The 26,583-nt window shown below is 51.2% G+C and carries 25 protein-coding genes and 1 tRNA gene; 21 read left to right on the plus strand and 5 right to left on the minus strand.

The window, feature by feature from the left end:
* The first annotated feature begins 74 nt into the window (after window positions 1-74).
* The 3 genes from pyk to BLQ82_RS00515 all read left to right on the plus strand — a co-directional run bounded on the left by pyk (window position 75) and on the right by BLQ82_RS00515 (window position 2,068).
* A complete protein-coding gene (pyk, locus tag BLQ82_RS00505) occupies window positions 75-1,184 on the plus strand; it encodes a pyruvate kinase (RefSeq protein ID WP_074647551.1) in 1,110 nt (369 codons plus the stop codon).
* A gap of 316 nt (window positions 1,185-1,500) precedes the next feature.
* Window positions 1,501-1,746 (plus strand): hypothetical protein, encoded by a 246-nt coding sequence (locus tag BLQ82_RS00510; RefSeq protein WP_062526371.1) that lies wholly within the window; start codon window positions 1,501-1,503, stop codon window positions 1,744-1,746.
* 249 nt (window positions 1,747-1,995) lie between these two features.
* A tRNA-Lys gene (locus tag BLQ82_RS00515) sits at window positions 1,996-2,068 on the plus strand.
* 245 nt (window positions 2,069-2,313) lie between these two features.
* Here BLQ82_RS00515 and BLQ82_RS00520 read toward each other — a convergent pair.
* Together BLQ82_RS00520 and BLQ82_RS00525 are read right to left on the minus strand one after the other, a co-directional pair.
* On the minus strand, window positions 2,314-3,081 hold the full coding sequence (locus BLQ82_RS00520) for an ABC transporter ATP-binding protein (protein WP_062526373.1): 768 nt from the start codon (window positions 3,079-3,081) through the stop codon (window positions 2,314-2,316).
* On the minus strand, window positions 3,081-4,187 hold the full coding sequence (locus BLQ82_RS00525; RefSeq protein ID WP_062526375.1) for a FecCD family ABC transporter permease: 1,107 nt from the start codon (window positions 4,185-4,187) through the stop codon (window positions 3,081-3,083). Before BLQ82_RS00525 ends, BLQ82_RS00520 begins: the two co-directional genes overlap by 1 nt.
* Before the next feature lie 196 nt (window positions 4,188-4,383).
* Here BLQ82_RS00525 and BLQ82_RS00530 point away from each other — a divergent pair, with 196 nt between their 5' ends.
* The 5 genes from BLQ82_RS00530 (at window position 4,384) to BLQ82_RS00555 (ending at window position 10,503) form a co-directional block, all read left to right on the plus strand.
* Complete coding sequence (locus tag BLQ82_RS00530) at window positions 4,384-5,454, plus strand: ABC transporter substrate-binding protein (protein ID WP_062526376.1); 1,071 nt, start codon at window positions 4,384-4,386, stop codon at window positions 5,452-5,454.
* A 240-nt stretch (window positions 5,455-5,694) separates the two neighbouring features.
* Window positions 5,695-6,750 carry an LLM class flavin-dependent oxidoreductase gene (locus BLQ82_RS00535; protein ID WP_062526378.1) on the plus strand — a complete coding sequence of 352 codons (1,056 nt, stop codon included), beginning with the start codon at window positions 5,695-5,697 and terminating at the stop codon, window positions 6,748-6,750.
* A 49-nt stretch (window positions 6,751-6,799) separates the two neighbouring features.
* Window positions 6,800-8,095: an SMI1/KNR4 family protein gene (locus BLQ82_RS00540; protein ID WP_062526380.1), complete on the plus strand. Its 1,296-nt coding sequence runs from the start codon at window positions 6,800-6,802 to the stop codon at window positions 8,093-8,095.
* 125 nt (window positions 8,096-8,220) lie between these two features.
* The gene (locus tag BLQ82_RS00545; RefSeq protein WP_062526865.1) at window positions 8,221-8,874 is read left to right on the plus strand and encodes a hypothetical protein; all 654 of its coding nucleotides are present in this window, start codon (window positions 8,221-8,223) and stop codon (window positions 8,872-8,874) included.
* 384 nt (window positions 8,875-9,258) lie between these two features.
* Window positions 9,259-10,503, plus strand: coding sequence for an RICIN domain-containing protein (locus BLQ82_RS00555; protein ID WP_062526384.1), 1,245 nt, complete (start codon window positions 9,259-9,261; stop codon window positions 10,501-10,503).
* Window positions 10,504-10,691: 188 nt separating this feature from the next.
* Here the strand turns inward: BLQ82_RS00555 and BLQ82_RS00560 are convergent, their stop codons facing one another.
* Entirely contained in the window at window positions 10,692-11,231 is a 540-nt protein-coding gene (locus BLQ82_RS00560) for a hypothetical protein (protein WP_062526386.1), read from the minus strand.
* Window positions 11,232-11,350: 119 nt separating this feature from the next.
* Here BLQ82_RS00560 and BLQ82_RS00565 point away from each other — a divergent pair, with 119 nt between their 5' ends.
* From BLQ82_RS00565 to BLQ82_RS31715, 3 genes are all read left to right on the plus strand, one after another.
* Window positions 11,351-11,938 (plus strand): TetR/AcrR family transcriptional regulator, encoded by a 588-nt coding sequence (locus BLQ82_RS00565; protein ID WP_062526388.1) that lies wholly within the window; start codon window positions 11,351-11,353, stop codon window positions 11,936-11,938.
* A gap of 27 nt (window positions 11,939-11,965) precedes the next feature.
* Window positions 11,966-12,349 (plus strand): iron chaperone, encoded by a 384-nt coding sequence (locus BLQ82_RS00570; protein ID WP_062526389.1) that lies wholly within the window; start codon window positions 11,966-11,968, stop codon window positions 12,347-12,349.
* Window positions 12,350-12,692: 343 nt separating this feature from the next.
* Window positions 12,693-12,851 carry a hypothetical protein gene (locus BLQ82_RS31715; RefSeq protein WP_157243847.1) on the plus strand — a complete coding sequence of 53 codons (159 nt, stop codon included), beginning with the start codon at window positions 12,693-12,695 and terminating at the stop codon, window positions 12,849-12,851.
* Between the two features lie 2 nt (window positions 12,852-12,853).
* On the opposite strand, the gene BLQ82_RS00575 is transcribed toward BLQ82_RS31715, so the two are convergent.
* On the minus strand, window positions 12,854-14,545 hold the full coding sequence (locus BLQ82_RS00575) for a M3 family oligoendopeptidase (protein ID WP_062526392.1): 1,692 nt from the start codon (window positions 14,543-14,545) through the stop codon (window positions 12,854-12,856).
* Between the two features lie 193 nt (window positions 14,546-14,738).
* Between BLQ82_RS00575 and BLQ82_RS00580 the strand changes: the two genes are divergently transcribed.
* From BLQ82_RS00580 to BLQ82_RS00620, 9 genes are all read left to right on the plus strand, one after another.
* Complete coding sequence (locus BLQ82_RS00580; RefSeq protein ID WP_062526394.1) at window positions 14,739-15,185, plus strand: DUF1801 domain-containing protein; 447 nt, start codon at window positions 14,739-14,741, stop codon at window positions 15,183-15,185.
* Window positions 15,186-15,359: 174 nt separating this feature from the next.
* Window positions 15,360-16,301, plus strand: coding sequence for an AraC family transcriptional regulator (locus BLQ82_RS00585; RefSeq protein ID WP_074647555.1), 942 nt, complete (start codon window positions 15,360-15,362; stop codon window positions 16,299-16,301).
* Between the two features lie 68 nt (window positions 16,302-16,369).
* Window positions 16,370-17,326, plus strand: a complete 957-nt coding sequence (locus BLQ82_RS00590; RefSeq protein WP_062526396.1) for an ABC transporter permease — start codon at window positions 16,370-16,372, stop codon at window positions 17,324-17,326.
* 21 nt (window positions 17,327-17,347) lie between these two features.
* Window positions 17,348-18,241 carry a carbohydrate ABC transporter permease gene (locus tag BLQ82_RS00595; protein ID WP_062526398.1) on the plus strand — a complete coding sequence of 298 codons (894 nt, stop codon included), beginning with the start codon at window positions 17,348-17,350 and terminating at the stop codon, window positions 18,239-18,241.
* A 24-nt stretch (window positions 18,242-18,265) separates the two neighbouring features.
* A complete protein-coding gene (locus BLQ82_RS00600; RefSeq protein WP_074647557.1) occupies window positions 18,266-19,933 on the plus strand; it encodes an extracellular solute-binding protein in 1,668 nt (555 codons plus the stop codon).
* Window positions 19,934-20,039: 106 nt separating this feature from the next.
* Window positions 20,040-21,032 carry an N-acetylglucosamine kinase gene (locus tag BLQ82_RS00605; RefSeq protein ID WP_062526867.1) on the plus strand — a complete coding sequence of 331 codons (993 nt, stop codon included), beginning with the start codon at window positions 20,040-20,042 and terminating at the stop codon, window positions 21,030-21,032.
* Complete coding sequence (locus BLQ82_RS00610) at window positions 21,017-22,333, plus strand: 6-phospho-beta-glucosidase (protein ID WP_062526402.1); 1,317 nt, start codon at window positions 21,017-21,019, stop codon at window positions 22,331-22,333. Before BLQ82_RS00605 ends, BLQ82_RS00610 begins: the two co-directional genes overlap by 16 nt.
* A gap of 319 nt (window positions 22,334-22,652) precedes the next feature.
* Window positions 22,653-23,534 carry a GNAT family N-acetyltransferase gene (locus BLQ82_RS00615; protein ID WP_062526404.1) on the plus strand — a complete coding sequence of 294 codons (882 nt, stop codon included), beginning with the start codon at window positions 22,653-22,655 and terminating at the stop codon, window positions 23,532-23,534.
* Window positions 23,535-23,584: 50 nt separating this feature from the next.
* On the plus strand, window positions 23,585-24,340 hold the full coding sequence (locus tag BLQ82_RS00620; protein WP_062526407.1) for a MerR family transcriptional regulator: 756 nt from the start codon (window positions 23,585-23,587) through the stop codon (window positions 24,338-24,340).
* A gap of 136 nt (window positions 24,341-24,476) precedes the next feature.
* Here BLQ82_RS00620 and BLQ82_RS00625 read toward each other — a convergent pair whose 3' ends face one another.
* Window positions 24,477-25,304 carry a sugar phosphate isomerase/epimerase family protein gene (locus BLQ82_RS00625; RefSeq protein ID WP_062526409.1) on the minus strand — a complete coding sequence of 276 codons (828 nt, stop codon included), beginning with the start codon at window positions 25,302-25,304 and terminating at the stop codon, window positions 24,477-24,479.
* A 173-nt stretch (window positions 25,305-25,477) separates the two neighbouring features.
* Between BLQ82_RS00625 and BLQ82_RS00630 the strand changes: the two genes are divergently transcribed.
* Window positions 25,478-26,470: a Gfo/Idh/MocA family protein gene (locus BLQ82_RS00630; protein WP_062526411.1), complete on the plus strand. Its 993-nt coding sequence runs from the start codon at window positions 25,478-25,480 to the stop codon at window positions 26,468-26,470.
* Window positions 26,471-26,583: the final 113 nt, after the last annotated feature.

The raw sequence follows: 26,583 nt of genomic DNA on the forward strand, positions 1-26,583 counted from the left end.
AGTTAGAAAAAACGTACAATGCAAACTAGACGAAAAAGACAGGGAAGCCAATCAGGCAGGGAGGGTGAGTTCACATGAGTATTGATTTGATCTGCACGATAGGTCCGGCCAGTTCTTCTCCTGCTGTCCTCAAGGAATTGCTGCTGGGTGGTATGACTGCCGCCCGGCTTAATATGTCACACGGGAGCCATGAGGAGCATGCGCGGGTCATTGAAGCTGTGCGGGCAGCAGCCGCCGAAACGGGACAGCCCGTGAGGATTATGGGGGACTTGCAGGGACCGAAGATCCGTCTGAAGAGCATCCAAGGGGACGGGGTTTCATTAGAAGAGGGCCAGACATTTATCCTTGACCAGTCAGATGAACCGGGAAGCCGGGACCGCGCTGCGCTCGATAATCCTGGGGTGATGGAAGATATTTTACAAGGAGCCGCTATTTTAATCAATGACGGGGAAGTCAGGCTTGAGGTCACGGACAAGCATCCGCAAAGGATCACAACAAGGGTAATCGTCGGTGGCATGATCGGCAGCCGAAAAGGCGTTAATCTTCCGGGGACCCTAATTCGCTTGCCGGCCATTACGGAGAAAGACAAACAGGACCTTCAGTTCCTGCTGGAGCATCATGTGGATTGGATCGCTTGTTCTTTTATCCGTGAGGCTTCGCATCTGCAGGAAATTCGCGAGTATGTATCCCTGCTAGGGAAATACAGCCAACCGGGGCTCATTTCCAAGATCGAAACCATTCAAGCCGTCCGTAACTTTCCAGCCATCATGGAGGCGTCTGACGGAATCATGATTGCGCGCGGAGATCTGGGCGTGGAGCTGCCCTTTGAGCGAATCCCGTTCATTCAGAAGATGGTGCTCCGCGAGTGCAGTCTATCCAAGACCTATGTAATTACGGCTACCCAAATGCTGCAATCCATGGTAGAGCATCCGGTTCCGACTCGCGCAGAGGTAACAGATGTCTCTCAGGCTGTTCTGGACGGGAGCGATGGCGTGATGCTGTCAGCGGAAAGCTCGGTCGGCCATTATCCGGTGCGAAGCACGCAGGTCCTGAATACGGTCGCCCAATTTGCGGCGAACATGCGCGAGCAGGGGGAGAGCGGTATTTCACTGGAGGGGCTATGCGCGGATGAGCCTTTTGATGAGCTGTTCAAGAAGGTGGCTATCCATAACCGGGCGGATTAAACGGACAGTTAGCCTTTGCTCCGTTGGCAAAGGATACTTTTTTTGCTATGGGGTTTGTATATCGGCTTTTTTATTTGCTTCAATCGTGGTGTAGTTTGGATAGAAGTAACGTACAATGCAAAGAGAGCCGTGCGTCAACACGACTCCCTGAGCAATAGCCGCTTTTAAGGGCGGCTTCAAGGTACTACGGGCAGAAATAGACCGCATCCTTTGGACTAGGGCGGTCTATTTCTTTTTGAGGTAGTTAAGCAATTATACAATGTGAAAAAGTGCGGATATCTTGGAAGCCTCAGAGGATATAAGAGATGCAGGAGGATTGGGCTCCGTCAGCGGACTGAAGCGGACAGAGGAGACTTTATTTTGCCAAAAGTCTTGTTTTTTGAGCGGATACGGACTCGGGAGCCGTTATATAAGATATCCATTATTTGAAGAAATGCATGAACGTCTGGCACAGCTTGAACTTAAGGAAGAAGAACGCGGATTGCTGGAGCGTATTGATCATATCGATCAGAGTCCTTCATCAACAAAGCCGTGGAAAGAAATTCGACGTGTGGAGGATTAATGGAAGAGCGATTTGATGTTCGGTTTGGTGTGGAAGCGAGGGTGTAAGGAAATTAAACTGCGTAGTGCGGGCATACGTATTATTTTTCGAATAATGAATGAAACTGTTGGTTTATTAAGGATTGTCTATATTCTTGTGAAAAAATAAAAGCTTGAATTGTGCGTTCAAAAATGTTACACTCTTAAACGTGAGAAATTTACAAATTCACATTGCAGCCTCTTTATTAGAAAAGAACGGTACTGCATATGTGGACTCTTAGCTCAGTTGGTAGAGCAGTTGACTCTTAATCAATTGGTCCAGGGTTCGAGTCCCTGAGAGTCCATCCTGAAGAAACGGCAGATTTGCCGTTTCTTTTTTTGCGTAGAACTTTTTGCCCAGGTAACCAAGTTTATAATCATAGCAGTCATTCTTAGTAGCCAGGATTTCAGCTAATTCGTTTTCCTTTTTCCACTTAGGGTAGTCTGAAACCCAAAGAAATGCCCTTCGGCTACTTATTGGGAAGCGAAAGGGCGGACAGTTGCTTTCTCGATTTTCAGTCATTTTACATCCATTTTTCTGCAGCAATACTTACTGTGCTTCCAGATAAGCAATGCCAAGCGCCCCGGTTACGGGGTTGCGGTAAGTCTCGCAGGCCACATCGAAAACCTGGCCGATTAATTCCTTCGTCAATATATCCTCAGGCTTCCCGCTGGCGGCCACTTGGCCTTTTTTCATCACATACAGATAATCACAGTACTCCGCAGCAAGGGTGAGATCATGGAGTGCAGCTAGAATGCCGATATCAAGCTTTTTGACGATATTTAGAATTTGCAGCTGATATTTGATATCCAGATGGTTGGTGGGTTCATCCAGAATCATGAATTCCGGCTGCTGGGCAAGAACACGGGCGAGGATCACACGCTGCTTCTCTCCGCCTGACAATGAATTATAGCTGCGGGCTGCATGGCCCTCCAGGTTGACCTTGCGCAGAGCACCGGAGACGATGCTGGCATCCTCTTGATTGTCTGTCTCCAGCATTCCTTTGTGCGGGGTTCTGCCCATCGCGACCATTTCCCGCACGGTGAAGTCAAAGCTCAGCTCGTTGAACTGGCCGACTACCCCCAGCTTTTGGGCAACGATCCGGGGGCTTGATTTCATCAGATTCATTTCAGAAAGGAACACGTCGCCCTGTTGTGGCTTAATGACTTTATAAATGCTCTTGAGGAGTGTGGATTTACCGCAGCCGTTCGGACCAATGAGGCCGACAAATTGCTTGTTCCGGACCTTCAGGGATACATCTTTGACAATATTCGCATCGGCGAAAGATACGCTCAAGTGATCAACGCTTAAGTTCATTAGCTTTTCCCTCCAAACGCGTAGCCTTTCTTGATCAGCATGTACATGAACATCGGTGCACCGATTAACGCGGTAATAATCCCGATCGGGAGCTCCACATTCGGCACAACCGTCCGGGCGATCACATCTGTCCAGATCAGGAAAATGGCACCGAACAGAATGGACGCAGGCAGCAGCCTCCGGTGATCTGAGCCTACCAGTCCTCTGACCAGATGGGGAATAATGAGACCCACGAATCCGATCATGCCGCAGCTTGCCACCATCACCCCTGTAATCAGCGCAGTGATAATCATGTAGGCTTTGCGGAATGCCCCCAAATGAATCCCCAGAGTGACCGCAGCCTCATCCCCAAGCAGCATGGCGTTCAGCACCCGGAACTGCATCAGGAAAAAGAAAATGGCGAGCACGACGGCTATCGAGATCAGCGGCAGCTTATCCCAGCTCGCAGCGGCGAGGCTGCCCATCGTCCAGAAGGTAACAGTCTTGATGCCTTCAGCATTGTTGGCAAAGTATACAATAAAGTTGGCAAAAGCCGTACATAAGGCGTTAATAACCATACCGGCCAGAACGAGTTTCACGGAGGTCATTTTGCCGCCTGCACTGGCCAGAATCAAGACAAGTAGCGAAGCGCCGACCGCACCGGCAAATGCCCAGAATGCGACGCCTGTCTGGCCCAGCAGTCCCATGGAGCCGAAGCCGATCAGGATGGCAAAGGTTGCACCAAGCGAAGCGCCGGAGGAAATCCCGAGTATGTATGGATCAGCGAGAGGGTTCTGAACGGCCGCCTGCATGATGGTTCCGCACAGCGTCAGTCCGGCACCGATGAACAAGGCCATCAGGACGCGGGGGAAGCGGATTTTCCAAATGATATCGACGAATGAACCAGAGGTCAGCTCCTGAATATCTCCAATTTGAATGCCTGTGATGTGATGGAGCAGTATCCGGTAGGATTGTGAAACGGGAATATCGACCTGTCCAAAGGAGACAGCTGCGCCCGCTGACAGTATTGTAAGAATCAGCAGGACGCCAATTACGGTTATGAAGCCGTAACGTGTATGAATAATAGATTGCTTCGGTTCGGCTTGCGCTACTAGATCAGTCTGCATGGCATTCAAAAGGCTCCTTAATCAATATGTTTAATTTAAAATATAATTCACAATGAGAATGATTGTCAATGATAATAATTCTCATTGACAGATAGTCTGACATTCTATATTCTACGTGTGTATCCTCTGCCGGACATCAGCTTGTCACAAATTATGCAGGATACACAAATGTAGATACAGAAAAGGGGACTAGGCAATGAAGAAATCATTTAAAAGATATGTGCCGCTGCTGGCGGTTTTGGTAATGGCAGTTATGCTTGCAGCTTGTTCATCCGGTACGAAAAATGCGAATGAACCGGCGGAATCGGCTGCACCTGCAAACAGCGCTCCGGCCAGCACACAGGAAGCTGCTCCAAGCACCAAGACGGTATATCCGCTCACCATTGAGAACTACACCAATAGCGGGGAAGGAACGGAATGGAAGGCCAAGCCGCAAACCTTTGACAAGGCGCCTGAAAAAGTGGTGGCCAATACCCAGGGAGCAGCTGAACTGCTGATCAAGCTGGGCTTGACCGACAAAATGGTCGGTGTTGCCGCCCTTTACGGTGCGGGTGATCCGTCGGTGCAGGAGGAGTTCAAGAAGATTCCTGTTATCTCCAAGGAATATGCAAGTAAAGAGCTGGTTGTAGGCGCAAGTCCTGATCTCGTTCTGGGACGCAGTGACCTGTATGCGGATGCGGATTGGGGCAGCGGGACTGTTGAAGGGTTAAACGAACTGGGCATCAAAACGTTCGTGCAAAACACCAGTGTTAAGGGAGCCACGCTCGACAGCTTGTACAAGGACATTGAACAGATCGGGCAAATCTTTGATGTGCAGGAGAATGCAGCCGCCTATATCGCTGAATTGAAAGAGCGTGCACAATCGCTTAAGGACAAGGCTGCAGCCAGCGGGGAAAAGACCTTTGCTTATGTGTCTGATGGCGGCAATGGGGCAATCGCCGTATACAGCGGGAACACCGACACTTTTGCCGGAGATGTGCTTGGTTTGCTGGGACTTAAAAACAGCTTCGGCACAGTTACCGGGGAAATCAGCAAAGAACAGCTGATCGCAACTAACCCCGATGTCCTGCTGCTCTCCGTGTATACCGGAGGCGTGGATCCGGAGAAGACATTGAAGGCTTTCTATGCCGACCCTTCCCTGCAGAGTCTGAAGGCCGTTAAGAACAAAACGATTTATGCGATCGACTTCAACCAGTTCTGGGGGTACAGCTACTCCATCTTTGACGGGGCTGAGAAGCTGGCTTCTGAACTAACCGCTAATAAATAAGAGTAGTAGAGAAATCCGCATCCTAGTAGCAGATTGGGCCGTCATCCGTGTGACGGTTCGATCTGCTTTTTGCTGCCAGCATGTCTATACAGATTGAACTTGAAAATATAAAAAACAGGGAATACCGAAATAGAAGAACACAAGTTTAATCTATATAGCGGAATTTAAATTTTGAATATTCAACTATAAAGATATAGAATATAGTAATTGAATTTGATAACAGCTTGGGGGAACAAAATAGTGGAACTTGGAATCAGCACTTTTGTCGAAACCACACCTGATGTAATCACAGGTGAAACGATGAGCCACGCGGAGCGGCTGCGTGAAGTAGTAGAAGAAATTGTGCTTGCGGATCAGGTGGGGCTGGATGTATATGGTGTAGGGGAGCACCACCGCCCGGATTTTGCGGCATCCTCGCCTGCGGTTGTGATGGCTGCGGCGGCATCCCTGACCTCCCGAATCCGGTTGACCAGCGCGGTAATGATCCTGTCGTCAGCCGATCCGGTGCGCGTCTATCAGGATTTTGCCACACTGGACGGTTTGTCGGACGGACGGGCTGAGATTATGGTGGGCCGTGGTTCGTTTACGGAGTCCTTTCCTTTATTCGGCTGTGATCTGAAAGACTATGAAACCTTATTCGAAGAGAAGCTGGATTTGCTGATGAAGCTTCAGCAGTCCGAAAGAGTGAGCTGGGAAGGCCGGCATAGACCTGCCATACATAACCTGGGAATTTATCCGCGCCCGGTGCAGCAGCCTTTGCCGGTGTGGATTGCCAGCGCGGGAAGTCCCGAATCCGCTGTCCGTGCTGGAACACTTGGGCTGCCTTTTGCGCTGGCGATGATCGGGCCGGTGCGTCCTCTGGAATTTGCTTCACACGCTAAGCTCTACAAAGAAGCAGCTGTCCGTGCAGGCCATGACAGCTCACGGCTGCCGATTGCGGCGCATGCGCATGGTTTTATTGCTGCGGATACCCGGAAGGCGATTGAACAGTTTTTCCCGTCCACCTATGCGCGGACGAATGTCAGAGCTGTGGAGAAGGGGCTTCCGCCCTATCACCGTAAGGATTACGATGAAGCATGCAGCTTCGACGGAGCTTTATATGTGGGGGACCCTGAACGTGTAGCGGACAAAATCATTCATCTGCGCAAGCATGTAGGCGTTACAAGATTTCTGCTGCATGTTCCGCACGGTACAATGCCACACGCTGAGGTGATGGAAGCGATCAGGCTGCTCGGCACCGAAGTGGCGCCCCGCGTCCGTGAGGAAGTAGCACTTTGGGAGAAGGACAACCTGTAATATACATAAATCACACGACAGTTGACAGCCTGGGGAGGTGGCAGCTTTGATGAAAGAGCAAATGAATGCGTGGAAACGGCAATGGCAGGGGCTTATTCAGGCACTTGAGCAAAAGGGGGCGGACACCCGATTCAGCGCGTGTCCTCCTGCGGCGGAAAGCGAGCTTGCTGAAGTGGAATCGAGGCTTGGAATCCGGCTGCCGCAGGAGCTGAGCTCCCTGCTGAAGGAGGGGGCGGGGAAAGTTTATGTCTATTGGAATCTGCCAGACACAGCAATCCTTCCCTTTGAGGTGAGCGGAGAGCTGGGTTGGGATGCGGACCGGCTGGATTTTTTTGTTCCCCCCGGCGAAGAAGATTCCAGGGAGACGCAGCGTTATCTCAGCTTTCATCCGGCAGGCAATGGGGATGAGCTGCTGCTGGATTTGCATAGCGCTTCTGGAACCGCTGTTGTGCATTGGGCCCACGAAACGGCGGAATATCTGTTGCTGGCACCGTCGATCACGGAGTTCATCGACAAGATTACGGCACTGGGTTGTGTAGGTGCGGAGGAATGGCAGTACCCGGAGTTTTGCGGGGAGGCCGGGTTGGACCCGGAGAAGCCTGCCAGCAGACAATGGATGGCCTGGTTGAATGAATATATCACGCTGACTTTGCCACAGGCACAGAAGAAGCTGCCATTACTCCTTCGCTACGCAGAAATGTTCGGAATAGATCCGGAGACTGTAGGAGCCTTTGGTAACTATAACGCTGATGAGGTGCTGCAGGCTTTTTTGGAACGGGCAGGACAGGAGCGTGACAGCCATACTAAAGAAGCCATCCTTTCTCTTGCCGGGGATGTGCTTAAGGAAAAGGCAGCAGAATTTGTACGCTCGCTCTGGTCAGAGACTCCGTCCCTGGAAGTAGGGCGGGGTACACTTGCTTATCTGTCTGCTCAGTGTCTTCCGGAGGATGAAGGGCTGGAGCGGGTCTTCCGCTTGCTGGAGGAATTGGCGTCAACGCAAAAGCTGAGCGGTTATCAAGCGAACTCGCTGCTGCAGGATTTTCACAGCCGCAGGGTGCTGGGGTGGATGGAGGACAAGGTCGCCTTTCCTTATGGCGGGTGGGATACTCTATATGTTCAATCGCAGCCCACGCCGTCCGACATTATACAATGGCTTGGCGGCAGTGACGTCCAGCGCCAGATCGTTATTGCTGCGTTTCCTGTCTGGTATGACAATACGGGGGCTAAGTTCTCTAGCGCGCCAGAATTACTGCAGATCCGTAACCTGCTGGAACAGGCGCTGGATGAAGCCGTGCTGAAGAAGGAAAAGCAGGCTGTCCGCGATGCACTGGGGCGGCTGGCTTAAGCTTATTTGCTTCGCGCTATAAATGATCCTTCTATTTGCAAAATTGTCAATTGCATGTCTTGTCCATAACAAGATGTCGCTTACAGCCTTGGGATGGTATGATAGGAAGTGGGGTGAATATGATAATGAACAATAAGTCAACGACTGACGAAGCAACGAATGAGGTACAAACAGGCGGGGAAGCAACCAGCACACAGAAAACCATGACTGAAGAGCAGATGGCTGAGCTTGTAAAGGCGGTTCACCATAATGGTATCGTGGCCCTTAAGATGCATTTCAATGAAGTTCAGGGCCAAGTGATGAACATGGAGGTTTATGGCCCGGTATTTGTATTTCATGTATTGGATGAAGCAAAGGATGTCTATTCCTGCGGCTTTTTCCTGCATGAGCTGGTTACCAGATTCCAGACGAACAACAGTCCGAATGTCTGGATGGCTTCGTTCTTCATTGACTTGATGAAGGTCAAGGGGGGCAAACCTCTCACACCGCCTCCAACCAGTGAAGAAGAAGCCAAGGCGATGATCGATAACGTGCTGGTGCCGCATTGTATTGAAGCCGTGCGTGAAGAATTTGCACCTGAGCAGGTACATGCCGGGCTGGCCTGGAATGAAACCCATGGTCCGGTGTTTGAAGCCGGATTCCCGGCGGTTACCGAAGGCAATAACGTATGCGCTATTCCGCTGCATATGCTGTTAATCCATCTGCAGCTGAACCGCGATCCGTCGGAGCTGCTGCTTCAAGGCTTGTATAACATCCGGAAAGAACATGGCATGGAGTAAGCCATCCCGTGCTTTTACCGTGAATAATGCTGAAACAGACCGCTTCTTGTATAAGGAAGAGGTCTGTTTTTTTGGAATATAAGGGTATTATGGTGAGAAGTCAGCGGCGTGGAGGCCAGTTGTGGAATGACAGGAATATTATGGGTGAGGAACATATACAATGCAAAGAGAGGCATTACGAAAGCGGTTGCGGCAGCGAGGTGCATTTTTGCGGGAGGAACGAAATCGGTTGGGGAAGGAGCTCCAAACGCGGCAGGAATGCTAAACCTGCAACTGCTGGCTGGTTAAGGTGGAAGTTATACATATGCAAGACACCGGTTGGGTTTCAAGAGCACGTTCGCGCGGCGTGTATTGAGATAGTTCTAACATTCAAGGAGGAATAAGATGCTGAAAAGAGGTAAAATGCTTAGCTTGCTGGTGATGTTTGCACTCCTGATTACGCTGTTTCCCACAGGCAATGTGTACGCGGCTACGAATTGGAATCTGGCATGGAGCGACGAATTCGACGGTACATCCTTGAACACATCCAACTGGACTGCCGAAATCGGTACCGGAAACAGCGGCTGGGGGAATAATGAGCTGCAATATTACACCAGCCGTCCGCAGAATCTGCAGGTCACAGGCGGCAATCTCGTGATAACGGCGTTGAAGGAGTCTTATAACGGCAGCAGCTATACCTCTGCACGTATAAAAACACAAGGCAAGAAGAGCTTTACTTATGGAAAAATCGAAGCCAGAATCAAGCTACCTTCAGGTCAGGGGTTATGGCCGGCCTTTTGGATGCTGGGGACAAATATTGACGCACCCGGCGTGGGCTGGCCCAAATGCGGGGAAACGGATATTATGGAGCGTGTAAATAATAATGCTTTTGTCAACGGAACTGTGCACTGGGATGCGAACGGCCAGGCCGATTACGGGCAGATATCCGGAAATCTGGACTTCTCCCAGTATCATGTGTACAGCATTGAGTGGGACGCCAAATATATCCGCTGGTTTGTGGACGGCAATAAGTTCAATGAGTTTTATATTGAAAATGGGACCGGAAATACAGAGGAATTCCAGAAGCCGTCGTTCCTTTTGCTGAATCTTGCCGTTGGAGGCAACTGGCCTGGAAGTCCCAATGCCGCTACTCCTTTCCCGGCCCAAATGCTGGTTGACTATGTTCGTGTCTATCAGGCCTCCAATGCGCCGAACATCGTGAGCGGCGGAGTCTACACTTTTGCATCCAAAGCCAGCGGCAAGGTGATGGATGTGGTGGAAGTGTCCACAGCAAGCGGAGCCAAAATCCAGCAGTGGACCAACTATACCGCCGCTAATCAGCAGTTCAGAGTGGATAGCACAGGAGACGGGTATTACAAGCTAACCGCTGTGCACAGCGGCAAAGTGCTGGATGTACCAGGTTCTTCAACATCGGCCGGAGTACAGCTGCAGCAGTGGGACGACAACGGCAGTAATGCCCAGCGCTGGAGTATCATAGATGCAGGAGGGGGCTATTACAAGCTGATTTCCAAAGTAAGCGGTTTGGCCGTGGATGTATCGGGCTCTTCTACGGAAGATGGGGCAGCGGTCCAGCAATGGACGGATAACGGAAGCGACGCCCAGAAGTGGGCGCTGACCAAGGTGAACTAGCACTCAGGGGTTACATGAGTATCATGTCTTACAAGTAGAAACGGCTACGCCGTCCTTAAAAGGACGGTAGCCGTTTCTGCGAGTCATTTATAGCGTGAAGCATATAAATTCTATATTATGAAAAAAACACACCGCATGGTGTGTTTTTTGTCCAGCGCCGAAAAGTTTGGCATGGGAAGCCAGGCGGCTCAGGCTTTTGCTTTTCTCGGCCAGATAAAGTATGAGCTTGAAATAAGGAGATCAATCCCAACTACAACGGTCCATAACTTCAGTATGCTAAAGAGCGCTTCCGTACGTTCCGGGTCGCCGATCCAGATCATGAGTCCATACAGAATCCCGGCTCCAAGGATAAAAGCAAGCAAATGCTTCAGCCAGCTTTTGAAATAATGCCTGGCATGGTCTATGCCGTAACGTTTGACCGGTGCAGCTCCCTGCTTGGTTACATAATAGCGGAAGCGTTCGTCTGCCCAGCTGATCATGCTTTTGCCGAATACAATAGACACGGAAATATAGATGGCTGCAACGGCATGGGCCGTAGTGGCGGAAGCGCCATTGTACAAATCGATGCCTGCAATGATTAACAGAATCAGATCCAGAACCGGAGTCAAGGCGAGGAAGAACAGTCCCAGCTTCTGGCGTTTGAATAGATAACGTGCTGAAAAACCGGCAAGAATAACAACCCAGAATAAGACCTCACAGGCAACAATCGCCCAAGCAACAAAATTCATAACCCACCCCTTATGTCTAATTTATACGCTTAATATATGAAATTATAGCAGCAGATTTTAAATAATACAATTGTATTATTAAATTGCGCGAGAAGTTTTAAGTGTGCTACAATAGGGCTATGCCAAAAATTGTGGATCATTCGGAGCGAAAATCGCATATTGCAGAAGCGACCTGGCGCGTTATCATGAATCACGGAATGAAAGGGGCGACTGTACGAAAAATAGCGCAGGAAGCAGGAGTTTCTCTTGGGGCCTTGCGCCATTATTTCTCTACACAGCATGAGCTGCTTGCTTTTGCCATGAATCTGGTGAAGGACCGGGCCCAAGCCAGGATTGACACTGTTCTACAACTTGATTTGCCGCCCAAGGAGCAGGTGACTAGGGTGCTGTTGGAGCTGATTCCTGTAGATGACAGTACCATGGCTGAAATGGAGGTATGGTTCGCCTTTGTCTTTCATCTGAAATATACGGACGAAGAGTATGGCGAGCTGAACGACAATATTTATCTGGGTATACGCAAGATGGTCGAAATTCTGGACTGGCAGGGAATACTTAGGGAAGACCTGGATAGGGATGTGGAAGCGGAAAGGCTGTATGCATTGGTTGACGGATTGGCCCTGCATGCGATGCTGGAGCCTGAGCGCCTGGACAAGCAGCGGATTATCCGCGTGCTGACTGGTCATTTGGATTCCATAAGCAAGGTGTAAGAACGGGATAACAGAGAGGAGCCGGTTATGGAACCTGTTAAGATCACCTATGAGTCCATCGACGATTATATTTCCCAAGCCCCTTTGGAAATCCGCGAGAAGCTGGAAGCCGTAAGAAAGGTAATTCATGAGGCGGCGCCGGAGGCCCAAGAGAAAATAAGCTACCAGATGCCAACTTTCTTCCTGCACGGGAATCTGGTGCATTTTGCGGCTTTTAAAAAGCATATCGGATTTTATCCGGCCCCCAGCGGGATTGAGGCATTTCGGGAGGAACTGGCACAGTATAAGGGAGCCAAAGGGTCTGTGCAGTTTCCGCTGGATAAGCCGCTGCCGCTTGATTTGATCAGCCGGATCGTGAAATTCAGAGCAGCGGAGAATCGGGAGAAGGCAGCGGCAAAGTCCAGGAAATAACCGGGGCCGCGAAGGTGAGGGAATGAACACGACAGTAAAAGTACGGAATGAACACGACGTAAGGTACGGAATGAATGTGGCAGCGTACAAAAAAAGGGAGCCCGCTTAGGCTTTAGGCGGGTTCCTTTTTGAGTTCAACCGGAGAAACTGAATGCTCGTAAACCTGCTAGGCTCACCTGAAGCCGAAGTTTAAGTGGAAAAAGTAAAGCTAATTAGCCAAAATTCTGGCTTTTACAGGTTTTAGTTGGAATTTGTTCACTTAATTCAAGTCAAATCCCCAATTATGGGTGGTTTCAGCGGGATTAGTGGTACTTTTTCCAACTAGGGTTCTTTAGGAGCAGACGTGGTTGGATTAGTGAACCTTTATCCGCTAAAGCTGGCTGCCCTTTGGCGGCCGGAGCAGCCGGAGCGGCTAAAGCAGCTCGGCCAGCAGGATCAGCCGGAGCGGCCAAGCAGCTCGGTCAACCGTAACAGCCGAAGCAGCCAGGGCAGCCATCCTTAATCTCACAGCTGCTTGTCGTCTACGCTGTTCAGCCAGTCTTCAATGTCTCCAATTACGGAACGGATGCTGCCATCCTCGAAGGGGGATTTCAGTCCGGCCAGCTCGACCAGATGGAGGAAAGACAGGCTTCCGCCGGCCTGGCAGAGCCGCAGATAATCGGCCCAAGCTGATGTGAAATCCTCGTTCGAACGCTTCCAGAACTGGAAGGCGCAGAGCTGGGCGAGCGTATAGTCAATATAGTAGAACGGGGAGCGGAAGATATGGGCCTGCTTCTGCCAGAATCCGCCCTGTTCCAAATAAGTGTTGTCTTCATAATCGCGTAGTGGCAGATACTTTTTCTCGATTTCACGCCAGGCCTGCTTGCGCCTTTCAGGTGTCGCATCCGGATTGGCATAGACAAAATGCTGGAATTCATCTACGGAAACGCCGTAGGGGATGAACTGCAGACTGTCACCCAGATGGTTGAAACGGTACTTGGCAGCATCCTCTTCAAAGAACAATTCCATCCAGGGCCAGGCGAAAAACTCCATACTCATCGAGTGGATTTCTGCAGCCTCATAGGTTGGAAAAGCATACTCAGGCACATGAATATGGCGGCTCTGATACACCTGGAATGCATGTCCCACCTCATGAGTCAGCACATCGATATCCCCGGAGGTTCCATTGAAATTAGAGAAAATGAAAGGAGCCTCATACAGACTGAGGTAGGTACAGTATCCGCCGCCCTGCTTGCCTTTTTTGCTGACGAGATCCATCAGTTCATTCTCCAGCATGAAGCCGAAAAATTCATCGGTTTCGGGGGACAGCTCTTTGTACATTTTGGCGCCGTTCGCAATAATCCAGTCGGGATCACCCTTCGGCGTAGCGTTTCCGCTGTTGAAATTCAGGCTTTCATCGTAATACTTCAAGTTCTCCAGACCCAGGCGGGCCGCCTGCCGTTCCTTCAGCTTCCGGGAGACCGGAACGATGTAATCCTGCACCTGCTTGCGGAAATTGGCGACCATTTCGGCATTGTAGTCGGTACGCAGCATCCGGTCGTAGCCTAGCTCAACGAAGCTGTTATAGCCGAGTTTTTTGGCGATACCGGTACGGACCTTGACCAGCTCGTCAAAAATCCGGTCAAACTCAGCCTCATGCTCGGCCATGAATTGATACCGGGCCTCCGAAGCGCGCTTGCGCATCCCGCGGTCTGTCGACAGCTCGAACGGTGCAAGCTGCGGCAGTGTGCGCTCCTCACCCTCAAAGAGAATTTTCGCCGAAGCAATAATCTGGCTGTATTCGGTAGACAGCTTATTCTCCAGCTGCAAGTCTTCAATAACCTCCGGACTGAATGTCCGTAATGAGATTTCGGCAATCTGAAGCAGCTGTGTGCCCCATTCCTGTTCGAATTCAGCTCTGAATTTGGACTCCACAAGTGCCCGGAAAAAGTCGGTTACATACTCCTGAATAACGGGGCCCACTTCATCCATGTATTCCTGTTCAGCTTTGTAGAATTCATCTTCTGTGTTGATCGAGTGTCTAATGCTGACCAGGGTTGCCATCGTGTCAAATTCATTACGCAGCTTGTTAATCTCGCTAAAAGCCGCTTTTTGCTCCTCCAGGCTATCTGCGCTAAGACCTTTCAACAGCTCGTTAAAGCGTACTTTCAGCTTGGCAGCATCCGGACGTTCATACCGGTATTCGCTAAATTTCATGAAGATCATCAACATCCTTTCGGGTAGCTTGCATTAACATTTCGTTTTCATTATATTATCTGGAAGAATTTTAAGCACTATATAAACGGAAACTTGAGATATATGGAGGCATTAACGCTTGTTAATCCATCCGGCTATTTGTATATTGGTACTATTCTGTATCACGGTTTGTCCACACAAAGGAGGAGTAAGGTTGAAAAACGAATCGAACAATCCTGAGGATTATATCAGCCAGTTGCCGGAGGAACGGAGGGAAGCAGTAACGAAACTTAGAGAGACGATTAAGGTCAACCTGCCTGAGGGATTCCAGGAGACCATGTCCTACGGAATGATCACCTATGTAGTTCCTCATCAGCTCTATGCACCGGGTTATCATGTGAATCCGGAGCAGCCGCTCCCCTTTGTCAGTATAGCCTCGCAGAAGAATTTTATTGCACTCTACCATATGGGGATGTATATGTTCCCTGAACTGCTGACATGGTTCAAAGCGGAGTACCCAAAGCATGTCCAGACCAAGCTGGATATGGGCAAATCCTGTGTCCGGTTCAAAAAAGTAAACAGTCTTCCCTATGATCTCATCGCTGAACTATGCAGGAAGATTACTGTGGAAGAATATATCAAGTTGTACGAAGCGAGATAGTTACGGACTATGTGTATGATCATTTTCAGGTGACGGGGAGCGTAATCAGATGTAACTATTATTGACACCAAAACAGGAATAACATAGGATGAACGTAATCTGGTTTCAGAGCTTGATTTTCAGCAAATACAGCAGGTCTTTTCTCAAATTGCGTATACTTGGAGGCGAGTGCGGATGGAAATTATCCTTACCGAAGACAGGTTCAGAGAGAAGGTTTTGTTCCCGCGGGAGTATCCCATTTATCTGGAGGACACCATCGGTGTCACTTCCCACTATCAGCGGCTGCACGCCCATGACGCGCTGGAGATTAACATGATCAAATCCGGCACCGGCTACTACAGAATCAACGGGGAGCGTTATGATTTCCGGGAAGGGGATATTCTGCTGATCAACTCCAATGATCTCCACTGCGCCTACGAGACCGGTAATTTGGTCATGCAGGTCATTACGTTTGATCCCTCATGGTTTCTGGGCAGCCTGCGCTGTGATCCGGACATACTGTGCCCTTTTAAGGAAATGGGCCTATCGTTCAACAACCTGCTTGACCGCGACCATCCCAAGATGGACGAGCTCCGGGGGCTTCTGCTGCTGATGCAAGAAGAGCACGGGAGTGAAAGACGTTCGTACACCTCCATTGTGTATGCTTATCTTCTGCAATTCCTGGTGAAAGTCAACCGCTATTTTCGTGTAGACAACCTGAAGAAGAGTAAGGGAACCATCACTGCCCCGCAGCTTGAAAAAATACGGCATGTCACGCGGGTTATGGAACAGCGGTTTGCCTATCCCTGGACCCTGGAAGAGCTGGCTGCCCTGACCTACTTAAGCCCCTCGCGCTTCAGCGATATTTTCCGCCGGACCGTCGGCATGTCCCCCCTCATGTATTTAATTCACCTTCGCCTGGAAAATGCATATGGCCTGCTTGAAGCATCGGACCGTAAAATTGTCGACATTGCCCTGGAATGCGGTTTCCGCACACTCTCCAATTTCAACCGGCTGTTCAAGCGCCATATGGGCACTGAGCCAAGAAACGTCAGAAACAAAGCAAATACAGCTTGCAGTAAGATAGTGTCAGTTTATGAGCAGTTAAGCGGAGAGTTTGCCGCAGAAGAATGTTAATCTAGGGTTAGATTATATAACTCCATAGGTAATTTCAGCTCACACAATTAGAGGCAAGGGAGGTCAAAATGCAAAAAACCGCATATAAGCTGGAGCTTGGACAAAAGACCGTGAAAGATTCATTGCTGAAACGTATCCTCAAGCAGTGGGATCTTCAACTCATGGTGGTGCCCGCCCTGTTGTTTATCCTCGTATTCAGTTATATTCCCATGTACGGCGTACTGATGGCATTTCAGGATTACAATCTTTTTAAAGGTTTCACGGGCAGTCCGTGGGTGGGATTCAAGCACTTTGAGATGTTTTTTCATGCCCCGGAGTTTTGGACCGTTATGCGCAACACCATTGTCATCAGTCTGCTTAAGCTTTTGATTGGCTTTCCGGCTCCTATTCTACTTGCTCTGATGCTGAACGAAATCAAAAGCCGGGTGTTCAAGCGGACGGTTCAGACCATCAGCTATCTGCCGCATTTTTTATCCTGGGTCATTGTCTCGGGATTTGTAATGTCCATGCTCTCCACAGAGAACGGGAGTGTAAATATGCTGCTGCAGAAGCTGAGCCTGATCCGCGAGCCCGTCAATTTTCTCTCGCTTCCCGGATACTTCTGGACCATTCTTGTGACTACAGGGGTGTGGAAGGAAATCGGCTTCTCCTCGATTGTGTATCTGGCAGCTATCGCCGGTGTCGACCCCCATATGCATGAAGCAGCGGCAATGGACGGCGCAAGCCGGCTGAGACAGATGTTCTCGATCACGCTGCCCTCCATTCTGCCGGTAATCATCGTCTTCATGATTCTGGCGGTTGGCAATCTTCTCAGTGCCGGCTTCGAGGATATTCTGCTGCTCGGCTCGAACCCCGTGCTGCGTGATGTCGGCGATGTCATTGACACTTATGTATACCGGATAGGGATACAAAATAACCGTTATTCCTACGCTACGGCGGCGGGCCTCTTCAAATCACTGATCGGGGTGTTCCTGCTGGTGGGAGCCAACTATGCCGCACGCAAATCCGGCAACAGCTTGTGGTAGCAGAAATGGAGGCAGATATTCATGAAGTCCACGACTGGCGATAAAGTCCTGATAGCGGTCATATACAGTCTGCTGTTCCTTCTGGCGCTTATGGCCTTTTATCCATTCTGGAACGCCGCTGTAATTTCGTTTAACAACGGAACTGATACAATGAAGGGCGGCATAACCTTTTGGCCCAGGCAATTTTCACTGGAGAATTACAGGGTGGTTTTTGAGGACAGCCGTTTGATTAACGGATTTGTGATTTCGATCCTGAGAACGGTCACCGGCACGCTGGCCTCTATTGCTGCTACGGCGATTTTCGCTTACGGAATGAGCAAGCAGGAGCTGATTGGCCGTAAACCATACATGGTTCTGTGTATTATTACGATGTACTTCAGCGGGGGATTGATTCCTACCTTCCTGCTGATCCGCGAGCTGCATCTGTTCAATACCTTCTGGGTTATGATCATTCCGGGAATAATCAGTGTGTGGAATATGATCATCTTCCGTACCTTTTTCAAAGGTATCCCGCAAGCCCTCGAAGAATCTGCGCGGATTGACGGCTGCTCCAACTGGATGGTGCTGTTCCGGATTATTTTCCCGCTGTCAGGCCCTGTTATTGCCACCTTGTCCTTGTTCACCGCCGTCTATCACTGGAACGACTGGTTCACGCCCAGCATTTATATCAGCGACACCGGACTCATGCCGATCCAGACCAAGCTCCAGCAGATTCTGAACTCGAACATTATGAGTGAACAGCTGGCGCAGATGGATTCAGCCGCCCAGGGACGGATGAGCCGGATGAAGGCCGTCACAACCAAATCGCTGTCGATGGCGACGATGATGGTGGCTACGCTCCCGATCCTGTGCATCTACCCGTTTCTGCAGAAATATTTTGTCAAAGGCGTGATGGTCGGTTCGTTGAAAGAATAGCAAAAACGAAGGGGGAAATCTGCGATGAAATCTGTTCGATCAATGGCGGTATCCTTAGCTGCTGTGCTCAGTCTGACTGCAGGTATTGCGGGGTGCTCAGGCGGGAATTCAGCAAAGGACAATGGCGCCCCGGCTAACGCTGCAGGGAAAGGCAATTCCTCGGCTAATGCGGCTCCGGGAGGCGGGTATGTTCTTGGAGAACAGCCATTGGAATTTTCGTTCTACGGACATTACGACTGGTACACCATGCCGAATTGGGGCGAGGATCTGTCCACCAAGTGGATCAAGGAGAATAAAAAGGTCAACGTAGTGCCCATTAGCTCGGGTGGCAATGCGAAGCAAAAGCTCAGTACGATGATCGTCTCCGGTCAGCTGCCGGATGTGATCTGGACCGAGCGGGGAGCGGATGTGGAACAGCTGAGACAGGCGGGCGCACTGGTTCCTTTCGATGATTATCTGGACCAATACCCCAATCTCAAAAAGTGGGCGGGGGATGAAACGCTGAACATGCTGCGCTCCGAAGACGGCAAGCTGTATCAGTTCCCGAACTGGTACACGACCCAGCCGAACGGAAATACCGGATATATGGTGAGCAAGAAAATTTATAACGAGCTGGGGGCTCCAAGTCTCGAAACAACGGAGGATCTCTATCATTATCTGCTGCAGGTGAAGCAGAAGTATCCGGATGTGGTGCCGCTGGAAGTAGGGCAAGGCGCGGAAGGCATCGACGTATTGTCATCGGCCTTTGCGGAGAACCGGCCTTACCAATACAGTGGGAAGAGCATGATGGCGGTCCCGAATGGCAGCGAGCTGACCTCCGTGTTCACAGACCCGGCCTTTCGTGAGTCGCTGGTCTACGCCAACAAGCTGTTCCAGGACCGGCTGATCAGCCAGGATGCCTTCACGCAGACCCGGGAGCAGGTAGAGCAGAAGATCATTACAGGCAAAGCGGCTGTATACGCTGCATCCAGCCCGACGGAATTCGGTGCGATCGGCAACTCGCTGCTGGAAGCAGAGGACCCCGAGGCAGGCTACATTATGGTATGGCCGGTCCGCAAGGAGGGACTAGACAAGAATAAGATTTTCCCCGGCTCCTATAACCGCTTGGGTTGGAACGTCAGCGTGATCACTACAGCGGCTAAGGACCCAGAAGCCATCTTTGCCTTTCTCGACTGGTTCACCGGCCCGGAAGGGCAGCGGATCATTATGTGGGGACCTGAAGGCAAGTACTGGAAGGGGACGGACGAGGAAGGGGCGCCGCTCTTTACCGACGCCTTCACTACGGATACCAAAGGGCGCGATGAACTGATGAATGCTACGGTCAATCTGCAATGGAACGGCAACACGGTATATGTGGATAATTCCAAGATGAAGTTCGAGTCCACACTGCCGGAGGACAAAAAGAGCTGGGAAACGAAATGGCAGTCCGAAATCACCTGGAAAACGCAGTATGACACGACAGAGTTCGTAAACCTGGCACCGGCCGGCGATTCCCAGGAGGGGATTATTTCACAAAGCGTGGCTGAAATCTATGAGAAAGCCAGAGCGCAGGCAGTAATGAATGCAGCCGGCGAAGCAGAGGTGCTTGCCATACTGGACAAAGCGGATAAGGATGCCCAGGCAGTGGGCTATGCTGATCTGCTGGCCTTCAAGACCCGGAAATGGCAGGAGAACCTGAGCAAGCTGAAGTAATCGGACCCGGGTAATGGAGAAAAATCACAATCTAACACTGCGCTTGCCGGGGCCGGAAGATGGGAATGGACTTGAGGTCCCGGCAGCGCTACAGGAGCGGGAGACATTGAACTACTATTTGGGTGTAGATGGAGGAGGCAGCAAAACGCTGGCTGTTGTAACGGACCAGGCTGGAAGGGTTATGGGCCGCGCGGTAACGGGCTGCGGCAACCATCAATCCGGAGCCGCGATAGCTGAACAGAATATCCGGCTGGCGGTGGATGAGGCGCTTCACGCTTCAGGCTTGACGAAAGAGAGCATCACTTACTCCACATTCGGGCTGGCGGGAGCCGACCGGGAGGCGGATTATCAGGTGCTGCGGCCGATGATTGCAGGCCTTGGCCTGGAGCGGCATCACATTGTATGTGATACGGTCATTGGTTTGCGTGCCGGAACGCGGCAGTCCCACGGGGTCGTGGTCATTTGCGGAACAGGTACCAACTGCTATGGGATCAATAAGGAAGGCCGTGAGCTGCAGGTCGGCGGCTTCGGGTATGCATTTGGTGATTTTGGCGGCGGCGGAGAGCTGGCTGTAGAAGTATTCCGCTCCGTGATCCGGGCTTGGGAAGGGCGTGAGCAGCCGACAAGACTGTCGCAGGCCACACTGAATCTGCTGGGGTTCTCATCTACTGAAGCGATGTTCCATCATTATCTGGATCATGAAATGCGGGTCCCGCTTGAGATTGCCAAGCTGCTGTTTGAGGTCGCCGAGCACGATGAGCTCGCCCGGGATATCCTTGGGAGGCAAGGCCGGGAGCTGGGGATTGCAGCAAGTGCGGTGATCCGCAAGCTGGACATGCAGCAGGACAGCTTCGATCTGGTGATGGCCGGCAGCATATTGACCAGGGGCGACAGCCGGTTTATCTCCCCTTACATTGAAGCGGAAATATCTGCAATAGCTCCGGGCTGCCGGCTTGTGGTGCTCAGACTTGAGCCTGTGGCAGGGGCGTTATTCATGGCTATGGAAAAGAGCGGGAATCCGGCAGGAGAATCCGTCTATCATGCGCTTGGTGAGCAATTATCGGTACAGGAGGCGAATGCGTTATGGCACAAAAATTGAAAGTAGCCGTCATCGGTGGAGGCTCCTCTTATACACCGGAGCTGATCGAAGGTTTCATTCTGAATTATTCCACATTCCCCGTAAGTGAAATTGTGCTTGCCGATATCGAAGAGGGCTTCCGCAAGCTGTCCATTGTAGGCCAGCTTGCCCAGCGGATGGTCGCAAAATCCGGCCTTCCCATTGAAGTGAAGCTTACGTTAGACCGGCGTTCAGCGCTTGCCGGGGCAGACTTTGTCTCGACCCAGATGCGGGTCGGTATGCTGGAAGCCCGCGGCTGGGATGAGACGATCCCGCTGAAGTACGGCATGATCGGCCAGGAAACAACCGGTCCGGGAGGAATGATGAAGGCGCTGCGCACGATTCCGGTCCTGCTCGGGATCGCCCGGGATATGGAGGAGCTGTGCCCGGATGCCTGGCTGCTGAATTTCACCAATCCGGCGGGAATGGTGACAGAGGCCATCAACAAGCACTCAAGAATTAAGTCGATAGGGTTATGCAATTCGCCCATTGCGGCCTACAAATGGCTGTCGTCACTCTATCAAGTCCCCCAGGACCGGATTTATTGCGAGTTTGCCGGACTCAATCATCTGCACTTTATCAGCCAAATTACGGTTAACGGAGAATCCAAGCTTCCCGAGCTCCTGGCGAACAGGGATGGATACTCGGCGCGGAATGTGCCCCAGTATGAATGGAATGCCAGCCTGCTGCGTTCGCTGGGTTCGATTCCTTCGTATTATTTGAAATATTTCTATTTGCAGCGGGAGATTCTGGAGCAGCAGCAGGCATCCGCGGCCAAAGGAGAAACCAGGGCAGAGGTTGTGAAACGGCTGGAAGATGAGCTGTTTGAGCTGTATCAGGATGTGAATCTGGCCGAAAAGCCGAAGCAGCTCGAGCTGCGCGGCGGGGCGTATTACTCGGAGGCAGCGGTCCGGCTGATGAATTCGCTGTATAACAACTCCGGTGATATCCAAACGCTTAACGTGGCAAACCGGGGGATTCTTGATTTCCTCCCGGACGATGCCTGTATCGAAGTGAACTGCAAAGTGCTGAAGGATGGACCTGTCCCCATGCCCGTAACGGTTGTCCCTCCTGCCGTGAAAGGGCTGATTCATGCGGTCAAAACCTATGAGCAGCTCGCGATTGCGGCGGCAGTCAGCGGCAGCAGAGACATGGCATTGACTGCATTGGCACATCATCCGCTGGTGCCGTCTGTGAATGATGCAGAGGCGATGCTGAATGAGATGCTGGAGCGAAACAAGGCTTATCTGCCGCAGTTTTTCCAGCCTAGCGCTGCACAGTAAGCGCGGGGAACTGTAAATAGGTGCTGCTTGATTGCACTTTCTGCAATAGAATGCTCGATATTCTGCGATGAATCGCAGTCTGCTGTATTTCGTAATTGATTTCCGGATTGGAACCAAGGCGAAGCATTAAGAAAATAATATATTCAAAGAAATAACCAAACACCCGCAGAATTGATCTGCGGGTGTTTGGTTTGGAAATGGGCCGCGTAACCGGCAGGGTTCTGTGGGCAAGAACTTTTTACATACGAACTTGGCATACCGCTGTATCGTCTATCGCTTTACAATAAAGACAATATCATGCTAATGGAGATGAGTACATATGGGGACCCGATATAGAGCCTATACACATGACGACATGATGAAGGTGAGCCGGTTTCTTTCCCAAGCACATTCAAGGCTTAAGCGGCCGAACAGCTGGACGATTGCCCGTTTTCAATTTGAGATTTTTTTCTATCAGTTGAGAGCGGGCTTGCTTCCCGGGTGGGAACAAAATATCGGGCTATGGGAACACGATAATGGTGAACTGGCTGCTGTCGTCTGCAGGGATGGAGATTTTTACTTCCAGCTGGATACGGAGCAACCGCAAGAGGAGCTGCTGCGTGAGATGTTCGAATTCATTGAAGAGAAGTCTGCACCGGGTGCCGTGAAGCTGGCAATTCCCAAGCCAATGACAAAGCTGGAAGAGATGGCTCAGAGCAGAGGATATGTGCTTCTCCCGAATGAAAGTGATAATGTTATCTCTATCCGTTTGGAGAAGGAACTGAAGGTGGTTATCCCTGAGGGCTGTTCGCTTCAATGCGGGGAAGAGGTATCGGACCAGGCGAAAGCGCAGGGGCACATCATGGCGTTTAACTATCCAGGTACTGCTCATGCAGAGAAGATGCTGCAATTATACGGGGGAATCCGCCAAGCGCCAGGCTACTGTCCCGAGCTCGACTTGTCTCTGGTTAACGGGCAGGGGGAGGTCGTGGCGTTCTGCAATGCTTTTGTGGACGAGGTGAACCGGATCGGGATTCTTGAACCTGTGGGAACCCATGCGGATTATCGGCTGAGGGGGCTCGGCAAGACGGTAATCTATGAAGCGCTGAACCGCCTGCGGTCGCTCGGCATGGTTAAGGCATATACAGGTCCTATGCAGCCGTTTTACCAGCATATCGGTTTTGAGATGGATGTGGAGTTCGGGGTGTGGAAAAAGGCTTGACTCTCCTCTTTGGGGAGCCTGTAAACTCGTCAAGGAAAGGAGGAAGCAGAGTGCTGTACACAGTAAAAGAGGTAGCTGTACTGTCCGGAACTACGGTGAAAACCCTGCATCATTATCACAAAACGGGTCTGCTGATCCCGGCAGAGATCAGTGAAGCCGGGTACCGGCTGTACGGGATGGCGGAGCTGGAGCGCTTGCAGCAAATTATGCTCTACAAGGAGCTGGATTTCACGCTTGAGCAGATCGGGCAGCTGCTTGAGGAGGAACCGGATCGCTTATCCATACTTGTGGAGCAGGAAAAGCTTCTGCTGCTGCGCAGACAAAGGATCGATACGATGATTGAGACCCTGCAGAAATCGATAACAAGCAAAGAAAGAGGCGAACCCATGAAAGAGACGGAAATGTTCAAAGGACTTGCGAGTGAGCAAGAATGGACAGCAGCCCTGCAGGAGCAGGGAGATTACTTAAAGGAAACGTACGATTATGACCTCTTAGCTGACGGTGCTCCGGTTGATGTCCAGCACATGAACGATATGGCAGCGGAAGGCGCAGCGTTTATGACGGCTATGGCTGACGCTTTGCGGTCGGGAGTTAAGGCAGGAGATGTGAGCACGATGGAATTCATCCGCAAGCATCTGGATTTTCTGGGTCAGCACGGGCATCCGGTATCTGCTGCGGATTTTGCCGCGCAGAACCGCTTTTTCCTCGGCGATGACTTCCATCTCAGCATGCTTGAAGGGCAGCAGACCGGACTGGCGTACTATCTGAGCACGGCAGCAGATGCGTTTGCGGCGCAGCAGCAATAAGCCAGTATACGGAGAGCAATAGGCTAGTGTATGGCAAACGGCTAGTGTGCAGAGCAAGCGGGTAGTGTGCAGCAGCAGCAGGCTGGTATACAGAGCAAGAGGGGGCCACAGTTTCTGCGGTCCCTCTTGCTGCTTGTTATGTCTGAAGCGGGTTGAATGTGGCCTGCAGCCATTGTGCAGATTGTTTCATATAAGCCAGTTGATCTGCAGCGTCAAAATGCTCAATGGCTACCATGTTCTTGTACCCGATAGTCTCTAGCCGATCCAAGATCGCTTGCATCGGAATGCAGCCAGAGCCGACAGGAGAAGGAAACAGCCTGGTCCCGTTTGTGCTGATCTTCGGAACTTCACCAGGGTGCTCTTCCAGTGAGCGGTCTTTGCAGTGAACATGAACAATTCTCGATTTCAGCTTCTCGAAGGCTTCCAGCGCGTCTTCGCCCCGGTAGATGAAATTCCCTGTATCGAAGGTGATGCCAAGCTTCGGAACCTCATTTAGGAACCATAACAATTCTTCAGAAGTGGAAAATGGCGCCCGGCTGTCATCGAAATCTTCCAGGGTGACAATCAGCCCTTTGCACCCGGCATACTCGCTCATTTCCCTGAGTGCCGCAGCCATGTGCTGCAGTGAGCGTTCCCGCAGCTCCTGGTCTGCCGACTCGCCGATGAAGCCGGGAATCACAAGAACTTTGCCCGCACCCAAATATGCAGCCGTATCAATGAATGAAAGGCCGGGCCGGACATCGGGAGCGTTGCCGAAATCACAAAAAGCGTACATGGAAGCCACGGACATTCCGGCTTGCTCCAGCAGCTTTTTTATAGCCTCAGGACTCGGCTGCACCTCATCCAGATCCAGCTCTACAGCCTGAATGCCATATCCGCGCACCAGACCCAGCACCTCCGGCAGCGGCAGCCCCGTTTGTTTACATGCTGTAACAATATGGTTGTAAAACACAGAAATCTGCATTATGAGCTCCTTTCATTCTACTGAGATATTGCAATCGTTTTCTTGACAAGTATAGTGGATATTCGCCAGGGGTTCCACCGGGAATTCCGCGGGGAGGACAGGCGTCCTTTTTTTGTTTCCTAAATTGCTCTATGATGAGGGACAAGAATCCATATTCAGGGGAGAGAACACATTTGAATACAGCAAAGCTTAGTTTTATCGGTGCGGGATTTCATGCATCTACGAATATTTATCCTTCGGCCACCCAAGCGGGGGCAGAAATTGTTGCGGTTGCAACCCGGAATCTGGAGCGCTCCAGGGCCGCACTCCAGCGGTTCGGCAGCAGCGGCAAACCTTACAGCGACTACCGGAAGATGCTGCAGGATGCAGAATGCGACGGAGTGGTGGTGGTCGCGCAGCCGCAGGATCAAACTGCGCTGGTGCTGGATTGTATCCATGCCGGAAAAAATGTCTATGTGGACAAGCCGCTTGGCTGGAATGGCCCGGAAGCGCTTCAGCTTGCCGATGCCGCCGAGCAGGCCGGAGTGGTGCTGATGGTGGGGTTCATGAAGCGTTATGCCCCTGTCTACTTGAAGCTGAAGGAGCTGATTACGGAAGGAACGCTGGGTGAAGCCCGCTCCTTCCAGGCCCGGTTCGCAGTGGACAGCACGCCTTTCTGCAAAGATGAAGAGCAGTTCTTGAAGCTCGCCGCCATTCATATTGTGGATTTATTGCGGTTTTTGTTTGGTGAAGCCGTCCAAATATCGGGGTTCACGAACAATGACAATGAACGGATCGCCCAAAGCATTTCGCTGAAATTTGCTAATGGCGTTGTGGGCAGCGTCTATTTTGCCGGGATGAGCGCCTGGTCCAGAGAAAGTGAGAGCCTGACAGTTACCTTCGATCACGGGTTCGTCTGTGCGGATGAAGTCGTGAAGCTGTCGGTTCATCATTCTCTGGCGGCCAGCGGGCTGCCCTGGCAATCGCTTGCGGAGCAGGATATGGTGTTCACCCCTTCCGCATCTGCGATGTCCGGCGGCTACAGAGATTTGTATCTGCGAGGCTTCGTCGGCGAAATGGCGCATTTCATCCACTGCTGCCGTGAAGGGCTGACGCCCGTCTCCAGCGGCCGGGATAATGTGAAAACCATGGAGCTGTGCGATGCCATTTTGTCTGCTTTGATGTAGGCGTTTGATCTGGCATCCGGACAGGCCTTTTGAGTCCGCATCAATTGGTAAATAAATGGCGGGCCGGGAAACCGGCGCAAATCCATATACTTGCAACCGGAGCTTGAAGGAGC

Source organism: Paenibacillus jilunlii (genome assembly GCF_900102965.1).
In the GTDB taxonomy this organism is placed as follows: Bacteria; Bacillota; Bacilli; order Paenibacillales; family Paenibacillaceae; genus Paenibacillus_AQ; species Paenibacillus_AQ jilunlii.